Source organism: Grimontia sedimenti (assembly GCF_011045095.1).
Lineage (GTDB): Bacteria > Pseudomonadota > Gammaproteobacteria > Enterobacterales > Vibrionaceae > Enterovibrio > Enterovibrio sedimenti.
The window spans coordinates 38264-63596 of the sequence record NZ_JAALDL010000015.1; the positions used below are offsets into that span (position 1 = coordinate 38264).

Genomic DNA, 25333 nt, shown 5'->3' on the forward strand with positions numbered 1-25333 from the left:
CCTCACAACTCAAAGCGCTAGCTCCGAATCGTTCGGGGCCGTTTTGTTAATTATTTACCGTACTTTTCTGCCACGCGTGCGTGCAGTTCTTGTACTGAGTTCACCTTCGACAGGTCAGCTGCAGCGTGCGCCATGCAGGTTGCGAATGCCGCATTTAGCGTAGTGGTGTAGTTCACCTTCTCTGCCAGTGCACCGCGACGCAATACCTTCGAGTCTTCAATCGCTTGACGACCTTCGGTGGTATTGATGATGTAGCTGTACTCACCGTTCTTGATACGGTCAAGAATGTGAGGACGACCTTCGTGTACTTTGTTCACCAGGCGTGGGTTGATGCCCGCTTCGCCAAGAACAACCGCAGTACCGTGAGTCGCATCCAGCTCGAAGCCCAGCTTGATCAGCTTGGCTGCCAGGTCAACAACACGTTGTTTGTCGTTGTTACGAACAGACAGCAGTGCGCGACCTTGCTCAGTGTAAGTTTTGCCACAGCCAAGATCTGCTTTCGCAAACGCTTCTGCAAACGTGTCGCCCACACCCATGACTTCACCGGTTGAACGCATTTCAGGGCCAAGCAGTGGGTCAACGCCAGGGAACTTGTTGAATGGCAGAACCACTTCTTTCACTGAATAGTAAGGAGGAATGATTTCCTGAGTGAAACCCTGTGACTCCAGAGACTGACCCGCCATCACACGAGCAGCAATCTTCGCCAGTGGTGCGCCGGTCGCTTTTGATACGAAAGGTACCGTACGTGCTGCACGTGGGTTTACCTCAATCAGGTAAACTTCGCCCTCTTTCACTGCAAACTGAGTGTTCATCAGGCCACGAACGCCCAGCTCAAAGGCCAGCTTCTCAACCTGACGGCGCATCTCGTCCTGAATATCTTGGCTCAGGGTGTAAGCAGGCAATGAACATGCCGAGTCACCAGAGTGAACACCCGCTTGTTCGATGTGCTCCATGATACCACCGATAACCACGCGCTCGCCGTCGCAAATCGCATCGATATCAACTTCCGTTGCGTCATCCAGGAAACGATCCAGCAATACTGGTGATTCGTTAGATACGCTTACCGCTTCATTGAAGTAACGGCGCAGGTCGCTTTCGTCGTAAACGATCTCCATTGCGCGGCCGCCCAGTACATAAGAAGGGCGAACCACCAGCGGATAACCGATTTCACGGGATTTCTCGACCGCTTGCTCGATAGTTGTCACAGTCGCATTTTCAGGTTGCTTCAGACCCAAGCGCTCAACCGCCGCTTGGAAGCGCTCACGGTCTTCCGCACGGTCGATAGCATCAGGGCTGGTACCGATGATTGGCACACCTGCTGCTTCCAGCGCACGTGCCAGTTTCAGAGGCGTTTGGCCACCGTACTGAACGATAACGCCTTTTGGCTTTTCAACACGCGCAATGGCCAGTACGTCTTCCAGTGTTACCGGCTCAAAGTACAGACGGTCTGAGGTGTCATAGTCAGTCGAAACCGTCTCAGGGTTACAGTTAACCATGATGGTTTCGTAGCCATCTTCACGCAGTGCCAATGACGCGTGTACACAGCAGTAGTCGAATTCGATACCCTGACCGATACGGTTTGGACCGCCGCCCAGAACCATGATCTTGTCTTTGTCTGAAGGGTTCGCTTCACACTCTTCATCGTAAGATGAGTACATGTACGCCGTGTCAGAAGAAAATTCTGCTGCACAGGTATCAACACGCTTGTAAACAGGGTGAATGTCATACTGGTCGCGCAGTTTGCGGATTTCGCTTTCACTCACACCCAGCAGTTTGCTCAGGCGCGCATCAGAGAAACCTTTGCGCTTCAGCTTGCGCAGCACTTTCGCATTCAAGCCAGCAAAGCCGCCTTCTTTGATTTCTGCTTCCAGCTTCACAATCTCTTCGATTTGAACCAGGAACCAGCGATCGATGTTTGTGAGTTTGAATACGCCGTCTACGGACATGCCCGCACGGAATGCATCTGCGATATACCAAATACGTTCTGCGCCTGCATCTTTCAGCTCGTGGCGGATTTTGGTCAGTGCATCTGGCTCATCCAGGTCAACCATTTCGTCGAAACCGGTCGCACCAACTTCCAGGCCACGCAGCGCTTTGTGCAGTGACTCCTGTTGGTTACGGCCGATAGCCATGACTTCACCCACAGATTTCATCTGGGTAGTCAGGCGGTCATTTGCGCCCGCAAATTTTTCGAAGTTGAAGCGTGGGATCTTGGTAACCACATAGTCGATGGTCGGTTCGAAAGACGCTGGCGTTGCACCGCCAGTGATGTCGTTCATCAGCTCATCAAGGGTGAAACCCACTGCCAGTTTTGCTGCTACTTTTGCAATCGGGAAACCCGTTGCTTTCGATGCCAGTGCAGAAGAACGCGATACGCGTGGGTTCATCTCGATGATAACCATACGGCCATCTTTCGGGTTGATACCGAACTGAACGTTAGAGCCACCGGTTTCAACGCCGATTTCACGCAGAACCGCCAGCGATGCATTACGCATCAGTTGGTATTCTTTGTCAGTCAGGGTTTGCGCAGGAGCCACCGTGATAGAGTCACCGGTGTGGATGCCCATGGCATCGAAGTTCTCGATAGAGCACACGATGATGCAGTTGTCCGCTTTGTCGCGAACCACTTCCATTTCGTACTCTTTCCAACCGATCAGCGATTCATCAATCAGCAGTTCGTTGGTTGGCGATAGGTCCAGACCACGGCGACAGATTTCGTCGAACTCTTCTTTGTTATACGCGATACCGCCACCGGTACCACCCATAGTGAACGACGGACGGATGATACATGGGAAGCCCACCATATCGAGGACTTTGTAAGCCTCTTCCATGCTCTTCGCCGTATCAGCGCGTGGACATTCCAGGCCGATAGACTTCATGGCTTTGTCGAAGCGTGAACGGTCTTCCGCTTTATCAATCGCGTCCGCCGTTGCACCAATCATCTCCACGCCAAACTCAGCCAGTACGCCGTGTTTTTCCAGATCCAGTGCACAGTTCAGTGCTGTCTGGCCCCCCATGGTAGGCAGAACTGCATCTGGGCGCTCTTTAGCAATGATGTTGCGCACCACTTCCCACTGGATTGGCTCGATGTAAGTCGCATCAGCCATTTCTGGGTCGGTCATGATGGTGGCTGGGTTAGAGTTCACCAGAATGACGCGGTAGCCTTCTTCACGCAGCGCTTTACACGCCTGTGCACCTGAATAGTCGAACTCACACGCCTGACCGATAACAATCGGGCCTGCGCCAAGGATAAGAATACTTTGAATATCTGTACGTTTTGGCATTCTCTGCTACTCCGGATTACGCGCTGTGTTGCTTGATCAGTTCAATAAAGTGGTCGAAAAGCGGTGCCGCATCATGCGGACCTGGGCTCGCTTCAGGGTGACCCTGGAAGCTGAATGCTGGCTTATCCGTGCGGTGGATGCCTTGCAGTGAGCCGTCGAACAGAGATTTGTGCGTCGCGCGCAGGTTAGCTGGCAGCGTCTCTTCGTCTGCTGCAAAGCCGTGGTTCTGGCTGGTGATCATCACGACATTGCGGTCCAAGTCTTTAACCGGGTGGTTCGCGCCATGGTGACCAAACTTCATTTTCACAGTTTGTGCACCTGATGCCAGAGCAAGGATTTGGTGGCCCAGACAGATACCGAAAATTGGCAAGCCTTTGTCCAGGAACGCTTTAGTCGCTTCAATCGCGTACTCACATGGTGCCGGGTCACCAGGGCCGTTTGACAAGAACACACCGTCTGGATTCATTGCCAGCACGTCTTCTGCTGATGTCTGAGCTGGAACCACAGTCAAGCGGCAGCCGCGGTCAACCAACATACGCAGAATGTTACGTTTCGCACCGAAGTCGTAAGCCACTACGTGATAAGGCAGTTCGCTGTCATCTTTCGCTTCTGGTAGACCACCTTCCAGCGTCCATGAGCCTTGTTTCCACTCGTACGCTTCAGCTGTCGTCACTTCTTTCGCCAAATCCATGCCTTTCAGACCAGGGAATTCTTTGGCTTTTGCCAGTGCCAGCGCTTCATCGATGTTGTCGCCCGCAACGATGCAGCCATTCTGAGCGCCTTTTTCACGCAGCAAACGGGTCAGTTTACGGGTGTCGATGTCAGCGATGCCAACGATGTTTTGGGATTTCAGATAATCAGAAAGGGATTGCTGATTACGGAAGTTAGAAGCGATAAGAGGGAGGTCGCGGATTACCAGGCCTTGAGCATGGATTTTTGAGGATTCTTCGTCTTCGGTATTAGTACCGGTATTGCCAATGTGGGGATAAGTGAGAGTAACGATTTGCTGGGAATAGGAAGGGTCGGTGAGAATTTCTTGGTACCCCGTCATCGAGGTATTGAAAACAACTTCACCAACAGCGGTTCCATCAGCACCAATGGATTCACCGTGGAATACAGTCCCGTCTTCCAGGACTAAGAGCGCAGACTTGCTCAAGACAACCTCCAAATCAATAAAGATGCAGAAAAACTATATAATCTTGCATCAAAGCATTCCATACAAGTGCCAAAAATCACTAAAGCTGAATTTTGACAAATTGCGCGCATTCTAGAGATCGATTCACAAGCTGTCAATAAGTGGCAAAAAAAAGAATATTACTTATGGTCTATAACTGAGGTTTTGACTACCAAGCAGTTAAAAGTGAGGGTTATCTGAGGATTTCACGCAAAATTATGTAGAACAGGTTAACACTTTCTCTGCGGCGTAGCATTTGAGGCAAATAAAGCAGTCAGGTCGAGACGCAACCGTTTTTATCAGCAAGGTTTAGATAGTATTTTATAGGCTTAATAAAGAAAACAAGAATAACATCAAATTAAAAGCAGTTAAGTGACGGGAATTTTGTAATCTGCGACCATTTAAATAAAATCGTCGTTTATTAAGAAAAACTATGCAGCATACAGAGAGACACTGCATAGTTATATGAATACGTATTGACTGGAAAAACGAGTGATTTACAGGGTGTCCAGCTCAAGCACGTCTTGCATGGTGTAGAAACCCGCATCTTTTGCTGCCAGCCATACCGCTGCGCGAACCGCTCCATTGGCGAAGGTCATACGGTTAGATGCTTTATGGGTAATTTCCACACGCTCACCAATGTCTGCAAACATCGCAGTATGCTCACCAACAATGTCACCCGCACGGATAGTCGCAAACCCAATCTCATCCCGGGTACGCTCACCAGTGATACCTTCACGGGCATACACAGCAACATCACTCAGCTTATTACCCATGGCACCCGCGATGGCTTCACCCATACCAATAGCGGTTCCTGATGGAGCATCCACTTTATGTCTGTGGTGCGCTTCAACGATTTCAATGTCACAGTAACCGCCCATCACCTTGGCGGCTTTCTCGAGCAGCTTGAAAACCAGGTTCACACCCACGCTGTAGTTTGGCGCCATGACGATACCAACATCGGTCGCCGCATCAATCTGTGCGCGCTGCTCTTCGCTAAAGCCAGTCGTACCAATCACCAGTCGCTTACCATGAGCGCGGCAAAGCTCAATGTTTGCCAACGTCGCTACTGGTGCGGTGAAGTCAATGATGACATCAAATTGATCGGCCACTTTCGCCAAATCATCAACGATTGCTACATCGCGCTTACCAATACCTGCCAGTTCACCTGCGTCGGTACCAATCAAGCTCGACTCAGGACGCTCACTTGCTGCAGCCAGAACCGCGCCTTCCATCGCGTCAGTCGCTTGAATAAGCTGTCGGCCCATGCGTCCGGCAGCGCCCGCAATTGCAATGCGAACCATCTGTTTCCCCTTTTAACTTCCTGTCATCACGCCATTTTGTGCGCGTTATGTTCGTAACTGGATAACCACTCTACCCTTTTCGCCGCGTGATGTGAATCAACCTCTGCGCGGTCAATCGCGGGAATGGCGGCGTAAAAAAGGGAGCCTTCGCTCCCTTCTGGTCATATCGATCAATGCACTTCTTTTACTTGAAGCTCTCGTGGCACTTCAAAGAACATGTTCTCTTCACGACCATTGAGTTCTTCCACCGAAGTACCGCCCAACTCTTCAATACGGGCGATAATGAGGTTCACTAACTCTTCCGGCGCGGAAGCACCAGCCGTAATTCCGACTTTGGATTTTCCGTCAAACCATTCCGCTTTCACGTCTTCAGCGCAATCGGTGAGATAACCAGGAGTCCCCAGTTTCTCACTCAGTTCACGCAGACGGTTTGAGTTCGAGCTGTTCTTCGAGCCCACAACGACTAGGACGTCACACTGGGTCGCGAGATCGCGAACGGCATCCTGGCGGTTTTGCGTTGCGTAACAGATGTCATCTTTACGTGGGCCCTGAATGTCCGGGAAGACTTTGCGCAACGTCTCAATGACTTCTGCTGTCTCATCCACAGACAAGGTCGTTTGGCTGACGAAATGAAGGTTTGATGGATCTTTCACGTCCAGCTTGTAAACATCTTCCGGCTTCTCCACCAGATACATGCCTCCAGTTTCGCTGGCGTACTGTCCCATAGTACCTTCCACTTCTGGATGACCGGCATGGCCAATCAACACCACTTCCATATTACGGCGGCTAGCACGTGCCACTTCCATATGAACTTTGGTCACCAATGGGCAAGTTGCATCAAACACGGTCAACGCACGGGCTTTCGCTTCATTTCGCACTGCCTGAGACACACCGTGCGCAGAGAAAATCACAATGCTGTCGTCTGGCACTTCACTGAGTTCTTCAACAAATACCGCACCGCGTGCTTTCAAGCCTTCCACGACAAAGCGGTTGTGTACCACTTCATGACGCACATAAATCGGTGGCTGGTAGAGTTCAAGAGCACGTTCAACGATGCTGATCGCGCGATCAACACCGGCACAAAAACCACGAGGGTTAGCTAGCATGACTTTCATGGAATAGCCTTTTTAAGCAACACTGACAATTTCAACGTCAAAGATAACACGGTGTCCCGCCAGTGGGTGATTGAAATCCACTGTCACAGATTCACCCGCCACTTCTGTGATTAAACCCGGGATCTCCTGACCGCCTGGGCCTGAGAAGGCGATGATGGTGCCTTCTTCTGCTGGTGCATCACCCGCAAACAAGCTTCTGTCCATGTGCTGGACGTTGTCTGGGTTTGGTTGACCAAAGGCATCTTCAGGTTCAAGCGTGAAGCTTGCAGACTCACCTTCAGTTAATCCCAACAGACATTTTTCGAAGTTCTCCGTCAGACTGCCATCGCCCATCACCAGTTTGGCTGGCTTACCAGAGGTTTTCGTGCTGTCGGCCACAGAGCCATCTTCGAGTTTGATAGTGAAGTGCATGATGACTTCACTGTTTGCAATAATTTGCGCCATTAACTCACATCCTTTGTTGGCGGGCAATTTACCAAAAGCAACAGAGCCCTTAAATCCCCAATTTAACTTGGGTTATCAAGGTATTTATACGACTTGGCGCCGACCACAGAGCAGTCAGCGCCAATGATTATCTCTTCGTCGCATAGCGCGAAGGTTATTCAGCTTCAGCTTGAGGCTTTTTTGATGCGATGATGCTATCCAGCACAATCAGAACCGCACCAATCACAATCCCCGTATCAGCAAGGTTGAACGCTGGCCAGTGGTAGTTGCCGACGTAGAAATCAAGAAAGTCGACCACATAGCCATGTACCAATCGGTCAAACAAGTTACCGATAGCGCCGCCAATGACCAAAGCATACGCAACATTCAGTATACGGTTCGTCGAGGGTGTTTGGCGCATCCAGTAAACCAGCATGCCGGAGACACCCAATGCGATGGCAGCAAAAAACCAACGTTGCCAGCCACCTGCATCGCTCAGAAAGCTGAACGCGGCGCCGTAGTTATGAACATAAAGCAGGTTAAAAAATGGCAGTACCTCGATGCGGTTCGACCAGCCGTAACCCATGGTATTCATCACCAGCAATTTGCTGCCGATATCCAGAACGAACACCAGCAGCGCCAGCCATAGCCAGCGCAGTCCTGATTGTTTCGCTGTCAGATCTTTCATCCAGCTTTCCTATCGTTGCCTGTTACGCGAACTGGCGCTTTTCGCCTTCGCCATCGATGTTGCTCACACAACGGCCACAAATCGCTTCATGACCTTCGATGGTGCCAACATCCGCAACATGGTGCCAGCAACGATCGCACTTCTCTGCGTCAGATTTAGCAACAGCAACAGACAGACCTTCAACGTCAGTCGCTACCGCCGCTTCTGGTGCTGCATCAGTAGCAACGACCTCAGCTTTTGAAGTCAGCAGCACGAAGCGCAGTTCATCGCCCATTGCCTGCAGCTTGGCTGCAAACTCAGGTTTCGCGTAAAGCGTCACTTCTGCTTCCAGAGAACCACCGATCGTTTTCTCGTTACGAGCAGCTTCCAGAACCTTATTCACTGCGCCGCGCACGCGAAGCAGTTCAGCCCAGAATGCGTTGTTCAGTTGCTCGTCTTCACCCAGACCGAACAGACCGTCATACCATACTTCGGTGAAAACGAACTTGTTACGGTTGCCTGGCATCTCGTTCCAGATTTCATCTGCGGTGAACGACATGATTGGCGCCATCCAACGAACCAGTGCTTCCACGATATGGAACAGCGCAGTTTGACAGCTGCGGTGTGCGTGACCACCTGCTTTCGCGGTGTACTGACGGTCTTTAATGATGTCCAGATAGAATGAGCCCATCTCAACCGAACAGAACTGCATCAGACGTTGCGTAACAGCGTGGAAGTTACACTCTTCAAACGCTTTCACGATCTCTTCCTGAGCTTCCAGTGCTTTGCCCACTGCCCAGCGGTCTGCAACCACCAGATCTTCCGCTGCCACCATATCTGTTTCAGGGTTGAAGCCGTTCAGGTTCGCCAGCAGGAAGCGCGCAGTGTTACGGATACGACGGTATGCGTCTGCACTGCGCTTCAGGATTTCGTCAGAAACTGTCATCTCACCGGTGTAGTCAGTCGATGCCACCCACAGACGCAGGATGTCGCCACCCAGCTTGTTCATCACGTCCTGAGGGGAAACCACGTTACCGATAGACTTCGACATCTTGCGGCCTTGGCCGTCAACAGTGAAGCCGTGCGTCAGAACCTGCTTGTAAGGGGCGTGGTTCTTGATCGCTACAGAGGTCATCAGTGAAGACTGGAACCAACCACGGTGTTGGTCAGAACCTTCCAGATACATATCTGCTTCATGGCCTGCAAACTCTTCACGCTGGTTAACCACTGCATAGTGCGTCGCACCTGAGTCGAACCATACGTCCAGAGTATCCAGCACTTTCTCGTAGTTTGCCGCTTCTGCGCCAAGCAGTTCTTCAGCGTCTAGATCCCACCATGCCTGGATGCCAGACTGCTCAACTTTCTGAGCCACTTGCTCAATCAGCTCAACGGTGTTCGGGTGAAGCTCTGCCGTTTCTTTGTGAACGAACAGGGCAATTGGGACACCCCAGGTACGCTGACGTGAAATACACCAGTCAGGACGACCTTCTACCATTGACTCAATACGGTTCTGGCCCCACTCAGGGATCCACTGTACGTTTTTGATCTCTTCCAGCGCTTTTGCGCGTAGGCCCGCTTTCTCCATAGAGATAAACCACTGAGGCGTCGCACGGAAGATAATTGGCGTTTTGTGGCGCCAGCAGTGTGGGTAGCTGTGCTCGTACGCATGGTGATGCAGCAGCGCACCGTGCTCTTTCAGCACTTCAACCACATTGTCGTTCGCTTTCAATACGTGCTGACCTGCAAACAACTCGGTGTCTGGCAGGTAAACACCGTTGCTACCTACTGGGTTAGCCACTTCAAGGTTGTACTTTTGACCAACCGCGAAGTCTTCCTGGCCATGGCCAGGCGCGGTGTGAACTACACCGGTACCTGATTCAGTCGTTACGTGATCACCCAGGATCACAGGAACATCGAAGCTGTAGAACGGGTGGTTAAAGCGCAGCAGTTCCAGCGCATCACCTTTACAGAAGCCCAGATTGTGGAAGTGCTCGATACCAGCACGGTCCATCACATCTTTCGCAAGCTCTGCTGCCATGATCAGACGACGTGGCGTTTCGCCTTCCACCTGAACCAGCACGTATTCCAGCGCATCAGAAACTGCAACTGCACGGTTCGCTGGCAGAGTCCAAGGTGTGGTGGTCCAGATAACGATAGACACATCACCTTGACCGGCATGACCTTCGTTCAGGTTGAACTTAGACAGCACTGCTGCTTCATCGACAGCACCGAACATGACATCGATTGAAGGAGAAACTTTGTTGTAGTACTCGACTTCAGCTTCTGCCAATGCAGAACCACAGTCAGTACACCAGTGAACAGGTTTGAAACCTTTGTGCAAGTGACCGTTACCGGCGATTTTACCCAGCGCACGGATGATGTTTGCTTCGGTATCAAAATCCATGGTCAGGTATGGTTTGTCCCACTCACCCAACACACCCAGACGTTTGAAATCAGCCTTCTGGCCTTCAACTTGCTTCGCAGCATACTCACGACACTTCTGACGGAATTCAGCAGCAGACACTTTCTGGCCTGGCTTGCCGACTTTCTTCTCAACCATCAGTTCAATAGGCAGGCCGTGACAGTCCCAACCTGGTACGTAAGGTGCGTCGAAGTCCGAAAGGGTTTTGGACTTAATAATAATGTCTTTAAGAATTTTGTTTACGGAGTGACCAATGTGAATATTGCCGTTCGCATACGGAGGGCCGTCATGCAAAATGAAAGATTTTTTGCCTTTCTTCGCTTTACGGATTTCACCGTAAAGATCTTCGTCATACCAGCGCTTGAGCATCTGTGGCTCGCGCTGTGCAAGATTACCTCGCATCGGAAACGCAGTTTCCGGCAGGTTTAAGGTATCTTTAAAGTCACTCATTGATTGTTCATTCCGTATATGGACGTTTAGACATTATTTCTCATCATGCTCAGCCAGCCACGCACGCGCTGTCTGGGCATCAATTCCGATTTGGGCTTTCAACTCATCGAGCGAGCCAAATTTCATCTCGTCACGCAGTTTATGTAACAGCTGCACTTCGATTTGAAGACCATAGAGATCACGCTCCAGGTCAAAAAGGTGTACTTCCAGTTGTTGGCGCACACCGTTGACAGTAGGCCGTGTACCGACATTCGCTACACCACCCAGCCATTGTTCTTCTTCAATTCCACCAACACGCACCACATAGACACCGGAAACCGGAGATACACGACGCTTGAGCGGAACATTTGCCGTCGGGAAGCCGATGGTTCGACCCAACTTTTTACCGTGGGAAACACGACCGCTGATGCTGTAAGGGCGACCAAGCATAGCTTCTGCTTCACTCTGATGCCCTGCAGCCAATTCATTACGAATGGCTGTACTGCTGACACGTTGCTCAGAGACAGTAAAGCTGTCAGTGCTTACCACTTCAAAGCCAGCCGTTGTCGCTTCGTTTTGCAGATAACAAAAATCGCCCTGACGCTTAGCGCCAAAGCGAAAATCATCACCAACCACGAGAAACTTAACACCCAATTGTTCAGCCAACAAGCGATGAACGAAGTCATGCGGCGTGATAGAGGCGAATTTGGCGTTGAAGTTAACCATGACGAGACGCTCAACACCCAATTTGGCGAGTTGAACATACTTATCGCGAAGTCGGGTGAGTCGTGCCGGGGCATTTTCTCCTGAAAATAGCTCTCGCGGTTGAGGCTCAAACAGCATTACCGTTGAAGGCAATCCAAGCTCACGCGCTTTTTCCACCACGCGGCGCAGCACTTCCTGATGACCCAAATGGACACCGTCAAAGTTACCGATTGTCAGCACGCAACCACGATGTCTGTCGCGGATGTTATGGATACCCCGAATTAATTCCATAGCGGTAAAACAGCTTTCCCCTTAAAAAACCGACGGATTATATACTAATCAGAAGCCGCAATCAGCCTTCCGCGCGAAGTTGATGCGGTCGCAGGCCCAAAATAACCAACGAGACTACGTAAGTGATTGCGCCCGCAGCAATTAAGCCGGTCAGCGTATAAACTCTTTGCCACAAATCCATCACCAGCCACTGCTCAAATACTGGCATAAAGTGATAAACCACCGCGCCCATGAGCACCACACCGACGATAAGGCGCAGGGTGAAAATCACCGTATCTCTGCTTACTCGGTAAACCTGTTGTTTGTGGAGACCACGATACAGCAAGCCTGCATTGACTAAAGCAGATAGCGCCGTCGCGATCGCCAAGCCTACATAACCGTAGAAATAGGCAAAAATCAGATTGAATACCATATTGCTTGCCATGGCGATAATGCCATATCGCACGGGTGTTTTTGTGTCCTGCCGGGCGTAGTAGCCAGGTGCCAACACCTTGATCAGCATAAAGTTAAGCAGACCTGACGAATAAGCGATAAGTGACATGGCTGCCGCATTAACATCATCAGCACCGAACTCTCCGCGCATGAAAAGCACCATCAACATAGGCTTGGCAAGCACAATCATACCCACCATCGCTGGAACACCAAGCAACAACACCATGCGTACCCCCCAATCCATGGTGGACGCAAAATGTCCTGAAGACTGCTCCACATGTTTTTTGGAAAGCGCCGGAAGAATCACTGTCGCGATGGCAATCCCGAACAAACCTAATGGGAACTCTAGCAAGCGATCTGAGTAGTAAAGCCAACTGATAGAACCTGTTGCCAGGAAACTCGCAATGAAGGTATCAAGCAAGAGGTTAATCTGACTAACTGAAACCCCAAACAATGCAGGAATCATCAGGGTTCGAATTTTTGCCACGCCTGGATGCGACCAGCCCCATTTAGGGCAAACCAGCATCCCTTCGCGATAAAGGAACGGGATTTGGAAACCGAACTGGATCAGGCCACCAAGAAAGACACCAATACCCAAACCTATCTCTGGCTGGTCCATATTCGGTGATATCCAAATCGCCGCCGAAATCATCGCGATATTCAGGAATACCGGCGTAAAAGAGGACACCGCAAACCGACCCAAGGTGTTTAATATTGACCCAGCCAGCGCCACAAAAGTGATAAACCAAAGATATGGGAAGGTGATCTTGAGGATCAGAGAGGCCAATTCAAATTTGTGGGCAGAATGACCATCGTTTACCCAATCGAGGAACCACCCCATCCCGAACAATGCCGTGATAACGGGTGAGGCAATCACCCCGATCAAGGTGACTATCGTTACCAACAGACCTAGTGTGCCCGACACATAGGCAATCAGTTCGCGGGTTTTGGTTTTATCGTCACTGGCTTGGTATTCGGCTAACACCGGAACAAATGCCTGCGAAAAAGCCCCCTCTGCAAAAAGGCGTCTCAGGAAGTTGGGGATTTTATTAGCAAAGAAGAAAACATCCGCTGCAGCGCCTGCCCCCATTAAATTCGCGATAACCACATCACGCACGAGACCCAATACACGCGAAATCATGGTCATTGAACTGACAATCAATCCAGAGCGAAGTAATCGCTTTGACACCTATATCCCCTTAAAAAACAAAAGGAAGTAAACCTGCCTGCCTGTCGCCCGCGCCTCCTGTAGTTATAAATAGAAAGAAGGCAACTTGAATAGCACGAAAAGCACAGATAAAAGGCTTACTTCAAGTAAAGAATGCTGGTAGAATCTGCCGCCATATTAACCGCGATGTTCGCAGCACGCCAATCTTAAGGTGAGTGCGGCGGATATTTGCACAAATGAATTGACAACTCGGGTAAAACGAGGCATATTCCTCGGCCTTAAATTGTCACCGAATATAAGATTTGGGAGTTAGACCCTTGGCGAATATCAAATCTGCTAAGAAGCGTGCAATCCAATCTGAGAAGCGTCGCCAGCACAATGCAAGCCGTCGCTCAATGATGCGCACTTACATGAAAAAAACTATCGCAGCTATCGCAGCAGGCGATAAAGAAGCGGCTACTAAAGCATTTGCTGAAGCGCAACCTATCCTGGACCGCATGGCTACTAAAGGCCTGATCCACAAGAACAAGGCTGCTCGTCATAAAGCTGCTCTGGCTGCTCAAATCAAAGCTCTGTAATAGCGCTCCGATTTGAAATAAAAAAACCGGCTCATGGCCGGTTTTTTTATTTGTTCAACGTTTTACTTCGCGCAATACAACTGGTGCAGTGTAGTCATGATGGTTTGCACTTCGACACTCTTCAGCGAATAGTAGACGGTCTGCGCTTCTTTTCTTGTTGCTACCAGACCATCGCGTCTCAACCAAGCCAAGTGCTGAGATAATGCAGACTGACTGAGCTGGAGCTTCTCACTCAGCGTACCAACAGACATTTCCCCTTCCAGCAGATAACAAAGTATGAAGAGTCTGCGCTCGTTTGCCATTGCTTTTAGCAACTGCACTGCCTTTGGCCCAGCTTCTTGCATTTTTTCTAGTTCCATACTTACTGCCTGCAAAAATTACATCTAAAGGTTTGTTTGTGTTTGACTTAAGTTTAACACTGTTCAGGTCAGTAACAACGGTTCGCAATTAAGAATGCCATATAGAAGTTGAGAATTAGTGAAACAACTTGCTGAAATCAGCTTCACATATGCGTTTTACTGCAGGGTGCTGGATCATACGCTCAGCGAAAATTACGTAGTATTCCTCTTTCAGCGCTTCAACTTTCGCCACTTCCATCACATTCGGTAATTCCAGCACATCTGAAGAGTAAAATGTCGGCGCAACAAACATGGCTTTATGATTCGAGCCAAACGCTTTCATCAATGCCGCATCATCAAACTCACCCAGAATGGTGGGCGTGATACCCTGGCTATCAAACCAATGCATTAACTTTCGCCCCATGGCCGTGCGTGTACTGGGAATTAACAATTTATGCTCTTCAATGACAGCAGGAAAACGCTTCTTGGAGATATCACCAGCCCCGAAAAAGCTCATCATACTTTCACCAATCTTCACGCTAAAAAGACCAGGGCTTTGCGTTGAGTCTACCGGGCAGTCAGACAGGATCATATCCAGCTTATGCTGACTAAGCTGCTCCAACAGCAACTCATGGGTCGATTCAAAGCAGCGTAGATGAATGCCATCATCTTCCGGCAATGCTTTTAGCAACACACGACTCACCAGACTTTTCGAAAGTGCGTCTGCCACCCCAACATCAAACAGCTGATGCTCACGTTGACTGTAATTCACGATATCGAGCATTTCATAGCTCAGGCCAAACATCTTATCCGCATACTTAAATACGAGCTGCCCAAGTTCTGTGGGCTCAATGTTTCTTCCTGCACGTTTGGTCAGCTTGCCTTTGAGCCGCTCTTCAAGCGCCCTGATTTGCCCTGTAACGGTCTGTGGCGTCAGAAACAAAGCATCAGCCGCCTTGGACACTGAACCTTGCTTACAGACCATCCAGAAGTAATAGAGGTGGTTATAATTTAAATGTGACATGTGTTCTCAAAGCAAAAACGCCAGGCGCGTTATCCGCGACTGGCGTTTTGAACTGGTAGCTTATCCTTTCTTGGCAATGGTGGAGGTCTTGTAGCGACCTCCGGCGCGCTGTTCCAGCGCTCTGCCTAATAGGGTGTCTTTGTCGACGCTTGGCGTTGTTGTTAGTGATGCTTTTTCAACAACCTCAGGTTGGGTTGTTTCCAGCCCGGCTAAGAACGCTTTACATACCTCTGTCGAATTATCATCGAAACAGTGCGAGTAATTGTTCGTAGCCAAGGCCGGTGTAGCGAAAAGCACACCGCTAATAATCAATGCTAACTTTTTTCTCATCGCTATCTTCCTCCACCTCACTCGATTTCGGCAATACAGCATTCAGCAGGGCGTAACCTGCCACAGCCGAGATAGTTGAACCAATCAAAATGCCCAGTCGTGAGAAGGTAATGTAGCTTTCATCGACACCAACAAACGCCAGAGACGAAATGAAGATGGACATGGTAAAGCCGATACCACACAACAATGACACGGCAAAGATTTGCTTAAAGTTTACGTTTTCAGGTAGGCGAGCAATACCCAGTTTTACTGACGCCCAGCTCAGGGTAAAGATACCCAGAGGCTTACCAATCAACAGACCCAGTGCAATCCCTAATGGAAGTGTATTGGTCAGACTTTCTATTGATACGCCTTCCAGTGACACACCAGCATTTGCGAACGCAAAGATAGGCAGAATTAAGAAAGCAGCGTACGGGTGAATCGCATGTTCGAGCGCTTTCAGTGGTGATTTACCGTCCTTTCCACCCTCAAGCGGAATAACAAAGCCCAGCACCACACCCGCCAGTGTAGCGTGAACACCTGACTTCAAAACGCTGACCCAGAGAATCGCCCCCACGAGTAAGTACCACCGGGTCTGAGTGACACCTTTGGCATTCATCAGGAAGAGTGCTGCTGTAGCCAGGAAGGCAACTGTCAGTGCTGTAATGGAGAGATCACTACTATAGAACAAAGCAATAATCACGATAACGCCAAGGTCATCTATAATCGCCAACGCGAGCAGGAAGACTTTTAGCGCAAGCGGAACACGCTTGCCCAGCAGCGCCATCACACCCAGTGCGAATGCAATGTCCGTCGCAGCTGGAATTGCCCAACCCGCTTGGGTGACAGGGTCGCCAGCATTAAATGCCAGATATACCGCGGCAGGTGCTACCATACCGCCGACAGCAGCAATAGCAGGGAAGATGGCTTTTTCTTTGGTATTCAGAGCGCCTTCAATCAGCTCCCTTTTAACCTCAAGTCCAATCAGTAAGAAAAAGATGGCCATGAGGCCGTCATTAATCCAATGTGCAACAGACAAACCTGCTATGTAGCTATGAAGCGCACCGTCATACAGTGGTTGCAAAGGCGAGTTGGCAATAATGATCGCCAGAATCGCAGCAACGATCAGCACTAAACCACCAGCTGATTCCATCTTCATAAACTGACGAATCGCATCAGTCATTAAAAGCACTCCGTTAAATTAGTTAATCTCTACTAGTCTAGGCGCCGATCATCGATAAAGAAAAATCGGTTCTTCGGAGATTAAACATCGAAATATCCGAAGTATCCAATCAAAATTGTTACTTTTTTCGCAAAGAAAATCGGTGACTCTGTAATAAACGTTCCAGCCCAGCCTGCATCAAGCCTTAAAACGGTTCAAGTGCCTATTTTTTATACTGCGATTTCACCCCTCACAAAAATAACTTATCTTCATGTTTTTTATGGAAATATTGACACATGACACAAAGTCTTTACACCCTTTCTTATCAATGGCTGATACACCACCTTATAACTGTCATATTAGTGAAATATTTCGTACCTAATATCCGCGCCAGATTCTTTCATTGACACAAATCTGACATTTAACTGTCACGGAGATTTCTCTTATGACCTCCCAAGCTTCTACTGCTGCACCGATTAACAGCTCTAAGAATTGGGTACGTTGGGCCAACCTGGCACTTATGCTTTATGTACTGCTTCTGGCAGTTTCCATGGTTGGAAGTGGTTTTAAATGGGCTGCGGGTGACGAGGCGAGAACCTTGTTTGAATTCGCATCTCATCCCGTTGCGGGTCTGATGATTGGTATCGTAGCGACAGCGCTCATCCAGTCTTCCAGTACTGTAACTTCTATTATTGTTGGTCTTGTCGCTGGCGGTCTGCCAGTTGAAACAGCCATCCCTATGGTGATGGGTGCAAACATCGGTACTACCGTGACCAACACGCTGGTAAGCCTGGGTCACGCGCGCTGCAAAGACGAATTCCGCCGTGCATTTACCTGTGCAACTGTTCACGACTTCTTTAACCTGATTGCTGTAGCTATCTTCCTGCCGCTGGAAATGATGTTCGGCCTGCTGGACAAGATCTCAAGCTGGTTGGTAGCGCCTTTCATGTTTGAAGGCAGCCTGAGCATGAAAGGTCTGGACTTTATGGGTCCAATCACTAAGCCTCTGGTTAATGGCACTAAAGATATGCTGTCTACACTGCCAGGTAGCTGGGGCGGTATCGTACTGGCTCTGCTGGGTATTGCACTGATCTTCGCTTCTATCACCATGATGGGCAAACTGATGCGCTCTCTGATGGTAGGCCGTGCAAAAGAAATGCTGCACAAAGCGATTGGTCGCGGTCCTATCCACGGCATTATGTCAGGTACTTTGGTTACCATTCTGGTTCAGTCTTCTTCTACGACGACCAGCCTGATGGTTCCACTGGTTGGTACCAACGTACTAAAAGTACGCGACGTGTATCCGTTTACTCTGGGTGCGAACATCGGTACCTGTATCACTGCTCTGCTGGCAGCAACGGCAGTGACTGGTCCCAACGCAGTGTTTGCCCTGCAGATCGCTCTGGTACACCTGGCGTTCAACATCATGGCAACCTTGCTGATCTTCGGTACACCATTCCTGCGTGAAATCCCACTGAAGTGTGCGGAAATGCTGGGTAACGCTGCAGCGAAGAACAAGATGGCTGTCGTGGCTTACTTAGGTCTGGTGTTCATTGCGATTCCTTCGCTGGTGATGCTGGTAACCCAATAAGCAATACTGACAAACTGATTTGAAAACGCCCGCTGATGCGGGCGTTTTTTTTATTTAGCGTTCAGCAGGAACAATATCAACTATTCCAGACAACAAAAAAAGCGGAGCTGATACTCATCAGCTACCGCTCTTTTCTTTCCTAGGACCTTATCTTCCTAGGATCTGCTCTTCCTAGCTTTTAACCCTTAAACCGCAATCGGCGCTTTAATCGATGGCTGCGCTTCGTAACCTTCAATCTCAAAGTCTTCTAGTTTGTAGTCGAAGATGGAGTCAGGCTTACGTTTGATAGTCAGGGTTGGTCGATTACCCGGCTCACGTTTTAACTGCTCGTAGACGATATCATCGGTCAGGTGATTGTGATAAAGGTGAACATCACCGAAGGTATGAACGAAATCACCCACTTTCAAATCGCACTGCTGCGCAATCATATGGGTGAACAGCGCGTAACTCGCAATGTTGAACGGCACACCCAGGAAGTAATCGGCGCTGCGCTGATAAAGCTGACAAGACAGCTTGCCATCTGCTACGTAGAACTGAAACAAACAGTGGCAAGGAGCCAGCGCCATTTTGCCTTGCTCTGCATTTGCTTGCGGGCTGATAGTCTCGTCAGGCAGGTCAGCAGGGTTCCACGCTGTAATGATATGGCGGCGCGAATTTGGTTTAGTTTTGATCTGTTCAATCAGCTCGGCAATCTGGTCGACCGTTGAACCATCCGGACATGCCCATGAACGCCATTGCGCGCCATAAACCGGCCCCAGATCGCCCTCTTCTGTTGCCCACTCGTCCCAGATTGTCACGTTATTGTCTTGCAGATACTTAATGTTGGTATCGCCATTGAGGAACCACAGCAGCTCATGAATGATGGCACGTGTGTAAAGCTTCTTGGTGGTCAGCAGCGGAAAGCCTTCACTGAGATCAAAACGCATCTGACGCCCAAAAACTGAACGTGTACCTACACCAGTGCGGTCGCCACGGTCGGTGCCGTTTTCAATGATATCCTGCATTAAATCAAGATATTGCTTCATGGTTCTTCCTTTCCTTTACTACCCGCCGCCGCGGGATGACAAATCACAAATATAAAGAAAGCCGCAGGGATCTGCGGCTTAAACTGAAAATGTTACGCTGAGCGCGCTGCGCTTGGGTCTCTGCGATACGCCCAAATCACCATCAACACACCCACAATAATCATTGGAGTGGACAAGATCTGTCCCATGCTGATCCAGTCGCCAAACAACCCTAAGTGCGCGTCCGGCTCGCGATAGAACTCGACAATAAAACGGAATGCCCCATAGCCAATCAGGAACAGACCGGAAACAGCACCTGCAGGACGCGGCTTCTTGATAAACCAGTTCAGAATTAGGAATAGCACGATGCCTTCCAGCAAAAACTCATAAAGCTGCGAAGGGTGACGGGCAATCGGTCCGCCCGTTGGGAAAATCATCCCCCATGCCATGTCTGTCGCACGCCCCCAAAGCTCACCATTGATAAAGTTACCCAAACGGCCTGCACCCAGTCCAAATGGCACCAGTGGTGCGATAAAATCAGATACCGCAAAGAATGTCCGCTTGGTCTTGCGGGCATACCAAGCCATGGCCGCAATCACACCCAGCAATCCACCATGGAAGGACATGCCGCCTGTCCAGACTTTGAACAGGAAGAGCGGGTCTGCAAGAAATGCGTCGAATTGGTAAAAGAGCACATAGCCAATGCGGCCGCCCAACACCACCCCCAGAAAGCCCGCGAAGAGTAGATCACTGACTTCATCCCGCGTCCATCCGCTGCCCGGCTTATCTGCACGGCGGTTTGCCAGCCAAAGTGCAAAGGCAAAACCGGCGAGGTACATCAAGCCATACCAGCGTACTGCAAGCGGCCCGATTTCAATCAGGACAGGATCTATTTGAGGGAATGTCAGTGACATGAATTCGTCTTCCTTAGCTAAAAAACATGCTTGCGCCCACCAGGAGCAAGAATACCGCGAATACGCGTTTAATAATGGGTGTCGGTAAACGGGTCGCAAGTCTCGCCCCGTAACGCGTTGTCATTACGGAAGTGACTACAATACCAATCAATGCTGGCAAGTAAACATACCCCACACTATAAGGTGGTAATGTCTCGGGTTGCGTCAGGCCGAAAAAGATAAAACCTATGACACCGGAAAGCGCCAAAAAGACACCGCACAATGATGCACTGCCAATGGCTTTGCGCATTTCGACGCCATGATAGTTCAGATAAGGCACGGTTAATGAGCCGCCACCAATTCCCGCAAGGCTCGCTATCATACCAATCGCCGCTCCACTGGTCATGCTACCAAACGGAGAAGGTAGCGGTCTGGCTGATTTTATCCGAAGTGACAGTGCCATTTGCAGAGCAAGCAACAGTACGATAATCCCGAAGACTTTCGGCAAATATTCCGTTGGCATTTTGTCAGCAATCGCACTGCCAAGCAGCCCGCCCAGCAAGATACCCGGTAACAAGGTTTTAATGATGGAAGGCTGAACATTGCCCAGGCAATAGTGTGTACAAGCAGAAGAGGATGAAGTAATCACAATGCTTGCTAGCGATGTGGCAAGTGCCATAGGCATCACGAGATTGGCAGAAATCCCCGCCCAAGGCAGAAGCACGCTAAGCGCTGGCACAACAATCAGGCCACCACCGATCCCCAACAGCCCGGCTAACAGACCAACAACGCCCCCAACGGCAAGACAAACGCCAAATAACCACAATGTGGCTTCTAACATGGAATATTCCTATTGGTGCTGCGCTTTTTTAATAGCCAGATCACCTTATTTATTTGCCCTGAGCTTTACGTCCGAGTATCGCTGTGGCTACTTACCTACCCGGATCAAACCGCCGAGATTGTACTGTTCCAAAAAGGCTTCTGAAGCGTTTCTTATATCACGCGCTAATGACAGTTGTTGGACAGTCGCCGCGTGCGACTCAAGCTGCTTACTTGGAATATGGCGCAAAACGTATTTGATTTTCGCGACACTCCGCGTATTCATACTGAGCTGTCTGTACCCCATTCCCACCAGCAGTGATGCACCGATAGGATCACCGGCAAACTCACCACAGACACTCACCGGCAATTTGAGCCGTTTGCTGTTGTCGAGAATTTGCCTAAGCACCGCCAACACCGAAGGGTGGAATGTATCATAGACGTCTGCCACGCGGGCGTTGTTTCTGTCCACGGCCAGCAAATACTGTGTGAGGTCATTGGTGCCGACAGAGAGAAAGTCGATATGAGGAGCAATGGCGTCCAATTGGTAGAGTACGGAAGGAACTTCTACCATGATCCCAAGTTTTGGCAGCTTCAAGGTCTCGCCTTGCGCACCAGCCATTTCCATGACTTCCGAAAAGGCTCGCTCTACCAGTGCTTTGGCTTCTAACAGCTCAGACAAACCAGAGATCATTGGCAGCAGAATGGAGAGATTATCGCGCCCAATGCTGGCACGCAGCATCGCTCGAACCTGAATCAGGAAGATATCTGGATGGTCCAGGGTAAAACGGATTCCGCGCCAGCCAAGGAAAGGATTGTCCTCTTCGATTTTGAGATAAGGCAACGGTTTGTCACCGCCAATATCCAATGTGCGCATGACCACTGGCTGCTTGGGATAGCAATCCAGTATCGCACGGTATTGATTCACCTGATCGTCTTCCGACGGGAAGCTTCGTTGCATCAAAAACGGCACTTCGGTGCGGTAGAGGCCAACACCATCGACCCCACGGTTGATAGCAATGCTGGTATCAGCACTGAGTCCCGCATTCAAATGGACTTCTACCCTCACACCATCAGACGTTTCTGTCTTCTTTGTGAAGGTACTTTCGACTTCCTGTTGCAGCTCCAGCTCTTCGTCACGAAGACGTTCATACTCTTCAAGAACCTGAGGCGCAGGCTCAACCAGCAATCGTCCCTTGAAACCATCCAGCACGATTTGCTTGCGGTGAACCAATTGCGGGCTGAATTCCACGCCCATGACAGCAGGAATGCCCAAGGCTCTTGCCAAAATGGCAGCGTGTGCGTTCACAGCGCCTTCTTCAGCGACGACACCAGCTAAGCGATCACGAGGGATCGCAGCCAGCATGGCTGCCGTCAATTCACGGGCAAACAGCACGATAGGTTCGTCAAAGTTCCACTGCTTGATTTCCTGATTTTCAAGGAAGTAAAGCAAGCGTTGACCCAGTTCCTTCACGTCATTGGCACGTTCGCGAAGATAAGGATCTGACATGTTCTGGAAACGCTCGGCAAAAGCATCAATGGTTTGCTTCACCGCCCACTCTGCCAAATCGCCATTCTGAATGCGCTCATTCATCGCCTTTCGCAGCATGGGATCATTCAGAAGGTGGATAAAAAGATCGAAGATCGCCAGCGTGTCCTGATTCAGTTCACTGTCAAAACGCTTTCGCAAACGGCGAAATTCGGTAATGGCTGCGCTGATAGCACCATCCAATCTGTCGCGTTCTTTTTGTGTATCAAGGCAGGATGCCGGAAAAACCAAATCCAACCGGGGCTGGGATACATCACACCAGGCTTTAGCTATAGCAACCCCCGGTGATGCAGCGGCACCTTCCAACAGTAAGGCGCCTTTTGCGTTGTTGGGCCAAAAGCCTTGCGCTTTGGCGTGAGCAAAAACTACCGCAAGTTGAGCCGCCAACGTGACCAGAAAAGATTCTTCACTTTCATCAAACTGACGGGAATCACGCTGCTGGACAACCAAAATTCCCAGCACCTTTCGGCGATAAATAATGGGTGTACCAAGAAAGGCTTGGAAAATATCTTCGCCGATATCAGGAAAGTGTTTGAAGTCGCTATGCGAACTGGCGAGTGCAAGGTTGATAGGTTCGGCACGACGGCCAACTAACCCCACCAAGCCTTCATCAAAGGAGAGAGAAACACGGCGAGCACGGGCATTAAGTCCCTGCGTCGCCATAAGATCATATTGTTCACGGTCATAATCGGCGATGTAGACAGAGCAACACTCCGTCTCCATCGCAGAACAGGTCTCACGCACTAAGACATTGAGCGCCTGTTTGACGTCGGTGGACGACGCTACATTGTTAACGATATCCCTCAGTTTCGTCAGCATCGGCACCCTCGACGTTCATCCTTAGTTTTTCGCTGTGCCCCGCTTACCTTTTCGTTTGGTCTTTCTTTCGCGAAAAGGCATCGCCATTGGCGCAAACTCTTTCATCGCGCGTCGGTAAACTTCGCGTTTAAACGACACCACTTGCCTCACAGGGTACCAATAACTGACCCAACGCCAGCCATCAAATTCCGGTGTCCCCCCGCGCTGCATGTTCACCTTTGACTCGTCACATTCCAGCTTCAGCAAAAACCACTTTTGCTTCTGACCGATACACACTGGCTTGGAATCCCAGCGTACCAGACGTTTAGGTAATTTATAGCGTAACCAATGACGACTGGTAGCCAGAATTCTTACGTCTTTCTTCGTGAGCCCTACTTCCTCGTATAACTCACGGTACATGGCCTGTTCAGGTGTTTCACCGTCATCAATACCACCTTGTGGAAATTGCCAGGAGTGTTGTCCGTATCGACGAGCCCAGAGAACTTGACCGTGGCTGTTACAAATAACTATCCCCACATTGGGACGGTAGCCATCGCCATCTATCACTGGACGACCTCAAATATAAATCTCTATTACCAGTGATTTTTTCACACTATGTGCACAGTGGTAAACAAACATTGTGTATGAGACGCATTTTTTGGGGGCTTCAACCGCCTTTATGGATAAATACCCGGCCACCACTAAGTTATAAACAATCCGGTGAGACTAAGCGCACATTTATTCACGCTTTCTGTGGATACATTTGTGCAGAACAGACTTTAAACGGGACAAAAGTGTCTATTTGACCGACATGAAAAGTGTCCACATAAGCGGAGAATTAAAATTATATTTATATATATCAAACATATAATTAAATTCAGTCTCATATTTCCAAGCAAAATCGGAGGATAAAAACAGAACGATCTTAAAGTGGTCAAAGATCCATCAAAGTAAGACTTACCCACACCGCCAGCTCACTTTCTCATCAGAATGATCCAAAAATCACCTATTTATGTGACCAAAACCACTGTATAAGCATCCATGATCCATTTTTATACCTTCGGCACTTCGATCGTTGTGGATAACTCTGTAAGGGTGCAAAAATTAGTGGATCCATTATGGTGAGGCTGATAGCGTTCATTGCAGACAACTAAGACACCGAGGCATGATGATCCCCGCACCCAACTCAGAAGCTGAACTCCTTGAACGCGCCTTTGCTTTGGCGGGCTTTACGCTCGGTGAACTGGCCGAACAACATGGACTGGAGTGTCCCGTAGATCTCCGCCGAGAAAAGGGCTGGGTAGGCATGCTGCTTGAGACCTGTCTGGGTGCGACTGCAGGCAGCAAGCCCGAGCAGGATTTTCAGGAATTAGGGATCGAACTGAAATCCATCCCTATCAGCCATACAGGAAAACCATTGGAAACCACTTTTGTCTGTGTCGCGCCACTGACTGGTGTTCAGGGTCTGACCTGGGAAAACAGTCATATCCGCAACAAGCTATCAAAAGTGCTTTGGATCCCGGTTGAAGGTGAAAGGGAAATTCCGGTTTGCGAGCGTCATGTGGGTATGCCGTTATTATGGGAGCCTTCAGAAGATGAAGAGTCGCAGCTAAAAGCGGATTGGGAAGAATTGATGGAATTTATCGTGCTGGGAAAAGTGCATGAAATCAGTGCCAGACACGGTGAATTCTTGCAGCTTCGCCCTAAAGCGGCAAACAGCAAAGCCAAAACTGAAGCCTATGGCGCTAAAGGTCAACCCATCAAAACCTTGCCCCGTGGCTTTTATCTTCGCACTCAGTTCACGGGCAAGATACTCGCCCGCCACTTTATGCTGCCGGAAAGCGAAAGTTAGCT

Annotated in this window: 21 protein-coding genes; 3 read left to right on the forward strand and 18 right to left on the reverse strand. The window is 49.7% G+C overall.

Annotated features, from left to right (window positions below):
• Window positions 1-50: 50 nt before the first annotated feature.
• The 9 genes from carB to murJ all read right to left on the reverse strand — a co-directional run bounded on the left by carB (window position 51) and on the right by murJ (window position 13435).
• Window positions 51-3284: a carbamoyl-phosphate synthase large subunit gene (carB, locus tag G5S52_RS17920; protein WP_165017011.1), complete on the reverse strand. Its 3234-nt coding sequence runs from the start codon at window positions 3282-3284 to the stop codon at window positions 51-53.
• A 16-nt stretch (window positions 3285-3300) separates the two neighbouring features.
• Window positions 3301-4440: a glutamine-hydrolyzing carbamoyl-phosphate synthase small subunit gene (gene carA / locus G5S52_RS17925; protein WP_165017014.1), complete on the reverse strand. Its 1140-nt coding sequence runs from the start codon at window positions 4438-4440 to the stop codon at window positions 3301-3303.
• 515 nt (window positions 4441-4955) lie between these two features.
• Window positions 4956-5762: a 4-hydroxy-tetrahydrodipicolinate reductase gene (gene dapB, locus G5S52_RS17930; protein ID WP_165017017.1), complete on the reverse strand. Its 807-nt coding sequence runs from the start codon at window positions 5760-5762 to the stop codon at window positions 4956-4958.
• 170 nt (window positions 5763-5932) lie between these two features.
• Window positions 5933-6877 carry a 4-hydroxy-3-methylbut-2-enyl diphosphate reductase gene (gene ispH / locus G5S52_RS17935; protein WP_165017021.1) on the reverse strand — a complete coding sequence of 315 codons (945 nt, stop codon included), beginning with the start codon at window positions 6875-6877 and terminating at the stop codon, window positions 5933-5935.
• Between the two features lie 12 nt (window positions 6878-6889).
• Complete coding sequence (fkpB, locus tag G5S52_RS17940; RefSeq protein ID WP_046304412.1) at window positions 6890-7321, reverse strand: FKBP-type peptidyl-prolyl cis-trans isomerase; 432 nt, start codon at window positions 7319-7321, stop codon at window positions 6890-6892.
• 154 nt (window positions 7322-7475) lie between these two features.
• Window positions 7476-7988, reverse strand: a complete 513-nt coding sequence (gene lspA / locus G5S52_RS17945) for a signal peptidase II (protein ID WP_002540350.1) — start codon at window positions 7986-7988, stop codon at window positions 7476-7478.
• Window positions 7989-8010: 22 nt separating this feature from the next.
• On the reverse strand, window positions 8011-10839 hold the full coding sequence (ileS, locus tag G5S52_RS17950) for an isoleucine--tRNA ligase (protein WP_165017024.1): 2829 nt from the start codon (window positions 10837-10839) through the stop codon (window positions 8011-8013).
• Between the two features lie 33 nt (window positions 10840-10872).
• The gene (gene ribF, locus G5S52_RS17955) at window positions 10873-11814 is read right to left on the reverse strand and encodes a bifunctional riboflavin kinase/FAD synthetase (RefSeq protein WP_046304414.1); all 942 of its coding nucleotides are present in this window, start codon (window positions 11812-11814) and stop codon (window positions 10873-10875) included.
• Between the two features lie 61 nt (window positions 11815-11875).
• On the reverse strand, window positions 11876-13435 hold the full coding sequence (murJ, locus tag G5S52_RS17960) for a murein biosynthesis integral membrane protein MurJ (RefSeq protein WP_165017029.1): 1560 nt from the start codon (window positions 13433-13435) through the stop codon (window positions 11876-11878).
• Between the two features lie 296 nt (window positions 13436-13731).
• Between murJ and rpsT the strand changes: the two genes are divergently transcribed.
• Entirely contained in the window at window positions 13732-13992 is a 261-nt protein-coding gene (gene rpsT / locus G5S52_RS17965) for a 30S ribosomal protein S20 (RefSeq protein ID WP_002540356.1), read from the forward strand.
• 62 nt (window positions 13993-14054) lie between these two features.
• Here the strand turns inward: rpsT and G5S52_RS17970 are convergent, their stop codons facing one another.
• From G5S52_RS17970 to nhaA, 4 genes are all read right to left on the reverse strand, one after another.
• Window positions 14055-14351 (reverse strand): ArsR/SmtB family transcription factor, encoded by a 297-nt coding sequence (locus tag G5S52_RS17970; RefSeq protein ID WP_039850263.1) that lies wholly within the window; start codon window positions 14349-14351, stop codon window positions 14055-14057.
• Window positions 14352-14466: 115 nt separating this feature from the next.
• Window positions 14467-15354: a transcriptional activator NhaR gene (nhaR, locus tag G5S52_RS17975; RefSeq protein ID WP_165017032.1), complete on the reverse strand. Its 888-nt coding sequence runs from the start codon at window positions 15352-15354 to the stop codon at window positions 14467-14469.
• 60 nt (window positions 15355-15414) lie between these two features.
• The gene (locus G5S52_RS17980; RefSeq protein WP_165017035.1) at window positions 15415-15684 is read right to left on the reverse strand and encodes a hypothetical protein; all 270 of its coding nucleotides are present in this window, start codon (window positions 15682-15684) and stop codon (window positions 15415-15417) included.
• Complete coding sequence (gene nhaA, locus G5S52_RS17985; RefSeq protein ID WP_165017038.1) at window positions 15656-16846, reverse strand: Na+/H+ antiporter NhaA; 1191 nt, start codon at window positions 16844-16846, stop codon at window positions 15656-15658. The genes G5S52_RS17980 and nhaA overlap by 29 nt, the downstream gene beginning before the upstream one ends.
• A 424-nt stretch (window positions 16847-17270) precedes the next feature.
• Between nhaA and G5S52_RS17990 the strand changes: the two genes are divergently transcribed.
• Window positions 17271-18416 carry a Na/Pi symporter gene (locus G5S52_RS17990; RefSeq protein WP_165017041.1) on the forward strand — a complete coding sequence of 382 codons (1146 nt, stop codon included), beginning with the start codon at window positions 17271-17273 and terminating at the stop codon, window positions 18414-18416.
• 185 nt (window positions 18417-18601) lie between these two features.
• Here the strand turns inward: G5S52_RS17990 and G5S52_RS17995 are convergent, their stop codons facing one another.
• From G5S52_RS17995 to rppH, 5 genes are all read right to left on the reverse strand, one after another.
• The gene (locus G5S52_RS17995) at window positions 18602-19441 is read right to left on the reverse strand and encodes a thymidylate synthase (protein WP_165017044.1); all 840 of its coding nucleotides are present in this window, start codon (window positions 19439-19441) and stop codon (window positions 18602-18604) included.
• 92 nt (window positions 19442-19533) lie between these two features.
• Entirely contained in the window at window positions 19534-20334 is an 801-nt protein-coding gene (lgt, locus tag G5S52_RS18000; RefSeq protein ID WP_165017046.1) for a prolipoprotein diacylglyceryl transferase, read from the reverse strand.
• A gap of 13 nt (window positions 20335-20347) precedes the next feature.
• Window positions 20348-21154 (reverse strand): sulfite exporter TauE/SafE family protein, encoded by an 807-nt coding sequence (locus G5S52_RS18005; RefSeq protein ID WP_165017049.1) that lies wholly within the window; start codon window positions 21152-21154, stop codon window positions 20348-20350.
• Window positions 21155-21241: 87 nt separating this feature from the next.
• Window positions 21242-23500, reverse strand: coding sequence for a phosphoenolpyruvate--protein phosphotransferase (gene ptsP / locus G5S52_RS18010; RefSeq protein ID WP_165017052.1), 2259 nt, complete (start codon window positions 23498-23500; stop codon window positions 21242-21244).
• 21 nt (window positions 23501-23521) lie between these two features.
• Window positions 23522-24046 (reverse strand): RNA pyrophosphohydrolase, encoded by a 525-nt coding sequence (rppH, locus tag G5S52_RS18015; RefSeq protein WP_002540369.1) that lies wholly within the window; start codon window positions 24044-24046, stop codon window positions 23522-23524.
• Between the two features lie 601 nt (window positions 24047-24647).
• On the opposite strand from rppH, the gene mutH reads away from it, so the two are divergent.
• Window positions 24648-25331: a DNA mismatch repair endonuclease MutH gene (gene mutH / locus G5S52_RS18020; protein ID WP_165017190.1), complete on the forward strand. Its 684-nt coding sequence runs from the start codon at window positions 24648-24650 to the stop codon at window positions 25329-25331.
• The last annotated feature ends 2 nt before the right edge of the window (window positions 25332-25333 follow it).

Coding starts and splice junctions, on each gene's coding strand:
- carB (WP_165017011.1), bottom strand. CDS start 3,284: ATGCCAAAACGTACAGATATTCAAAGTATTCTTATCCTTGGCGCAGGC.
- dapB (WP_165017017.1), bottom strand. CDS start 5,762: ATGGTTCGCATTGCAATTGCGGGCGCTGCCGGACGCATGGGCCGACAG.
- ispH (WP_165017021.1), bottom strand. CDS start 6,877: ATGAAAGTCATGCTAGCTAACCCTCGTGGTTTTTGTGCCGGTGTTGAT.
- fkpB (WP_046304412.1), bottom strand. CDS start 7,321: ATGGCGCAAATTATTGCAAACAGTGAAGTCATCATGCACTTCACTATC.
- lspA (WP_002540350.1), bottom strand. CDS start 7,988: ATGAAAGATCTGACAGCGAAACAATCAGGACTGCGCTGGCTATGGCTG.
- ileS (WP_165017024.1), bottom strand. CDS start 10,839: ATGAGTGACTTTAAAGATACCTTAAACCTGCCGGAAACTGCGTTTCCG.
- ribF (WP_046304414.1), bottom strand. CDS start 11,814: ATGGAATTAATTCGGGGTATCCATAACATCCGCGACAGACATCGTGGT.
- G5S52_RS17970 (WP_039850263.1), bottom strand. CDS start 14,351: ATGGAACTAGAAAAAATGCAAGAAGCTGGGCCAAAGGCAGTGCAGTTG.
- nhaR (WP_165017032.1), bottom strand. CDS start 15,354: ATGTCACATTTAAATTATAACCACCTCTATTACTTCTGGATGGTCTGT.
- G5S52_RS17980 (WP_165017035.1), bottom strand. CDS start 15,684: ATGAGAAAAAAGTTAGCATTGATTATTAGCGGTGTGCTTTTCGCTACA.
- nhaA (WP_165017038.1), bottom strand. CDS start 16,846: ATGACTGATGCGATTCGTCAGTTTATGAAGATGGAATCAGCTGGTGGT.
- G5S52_RS17990 (WP_165017041.1), top strand. CDS start 17,271: ATGACCTCCCAAGCTTCTACTGCTGCACCGATTAACAGCTCTAAGAAT.
- G5S52_RS17995 (WP_165017044.1), bottom strand. CDS start 19,441: ATGAAGCAATATCTTGATTTAATGCAGGATATCATTGAAAACGGCACC.
- lgt (WP_165017046.1), bottom strand. CDS start 20,334: ATGTCACTGACATTCCCTCAAATAGATCCTGTCCTGATTGAAATCGGG.
- G5S52_RS18005 (WP_165017049.1), bottom strand. CDS start 21,154: ATGTTAGAAGCCACATTGTGGTTATTTGGCGTTTGTCTTGCCGTTGGG.
- ptsP (WP_165017052.1), bottom strand. CDS start 23,500: ATGCTGACGAAACTGAGGGATATCGTTAACAATGTAGCGTCGTCCACC.
- mutH (WP_165017190.1), top strand. CDS start 24,648: ATGATCCCCGCACCCAACTCAGAAGCTGAACTCCTTGAACGCGCCTTT.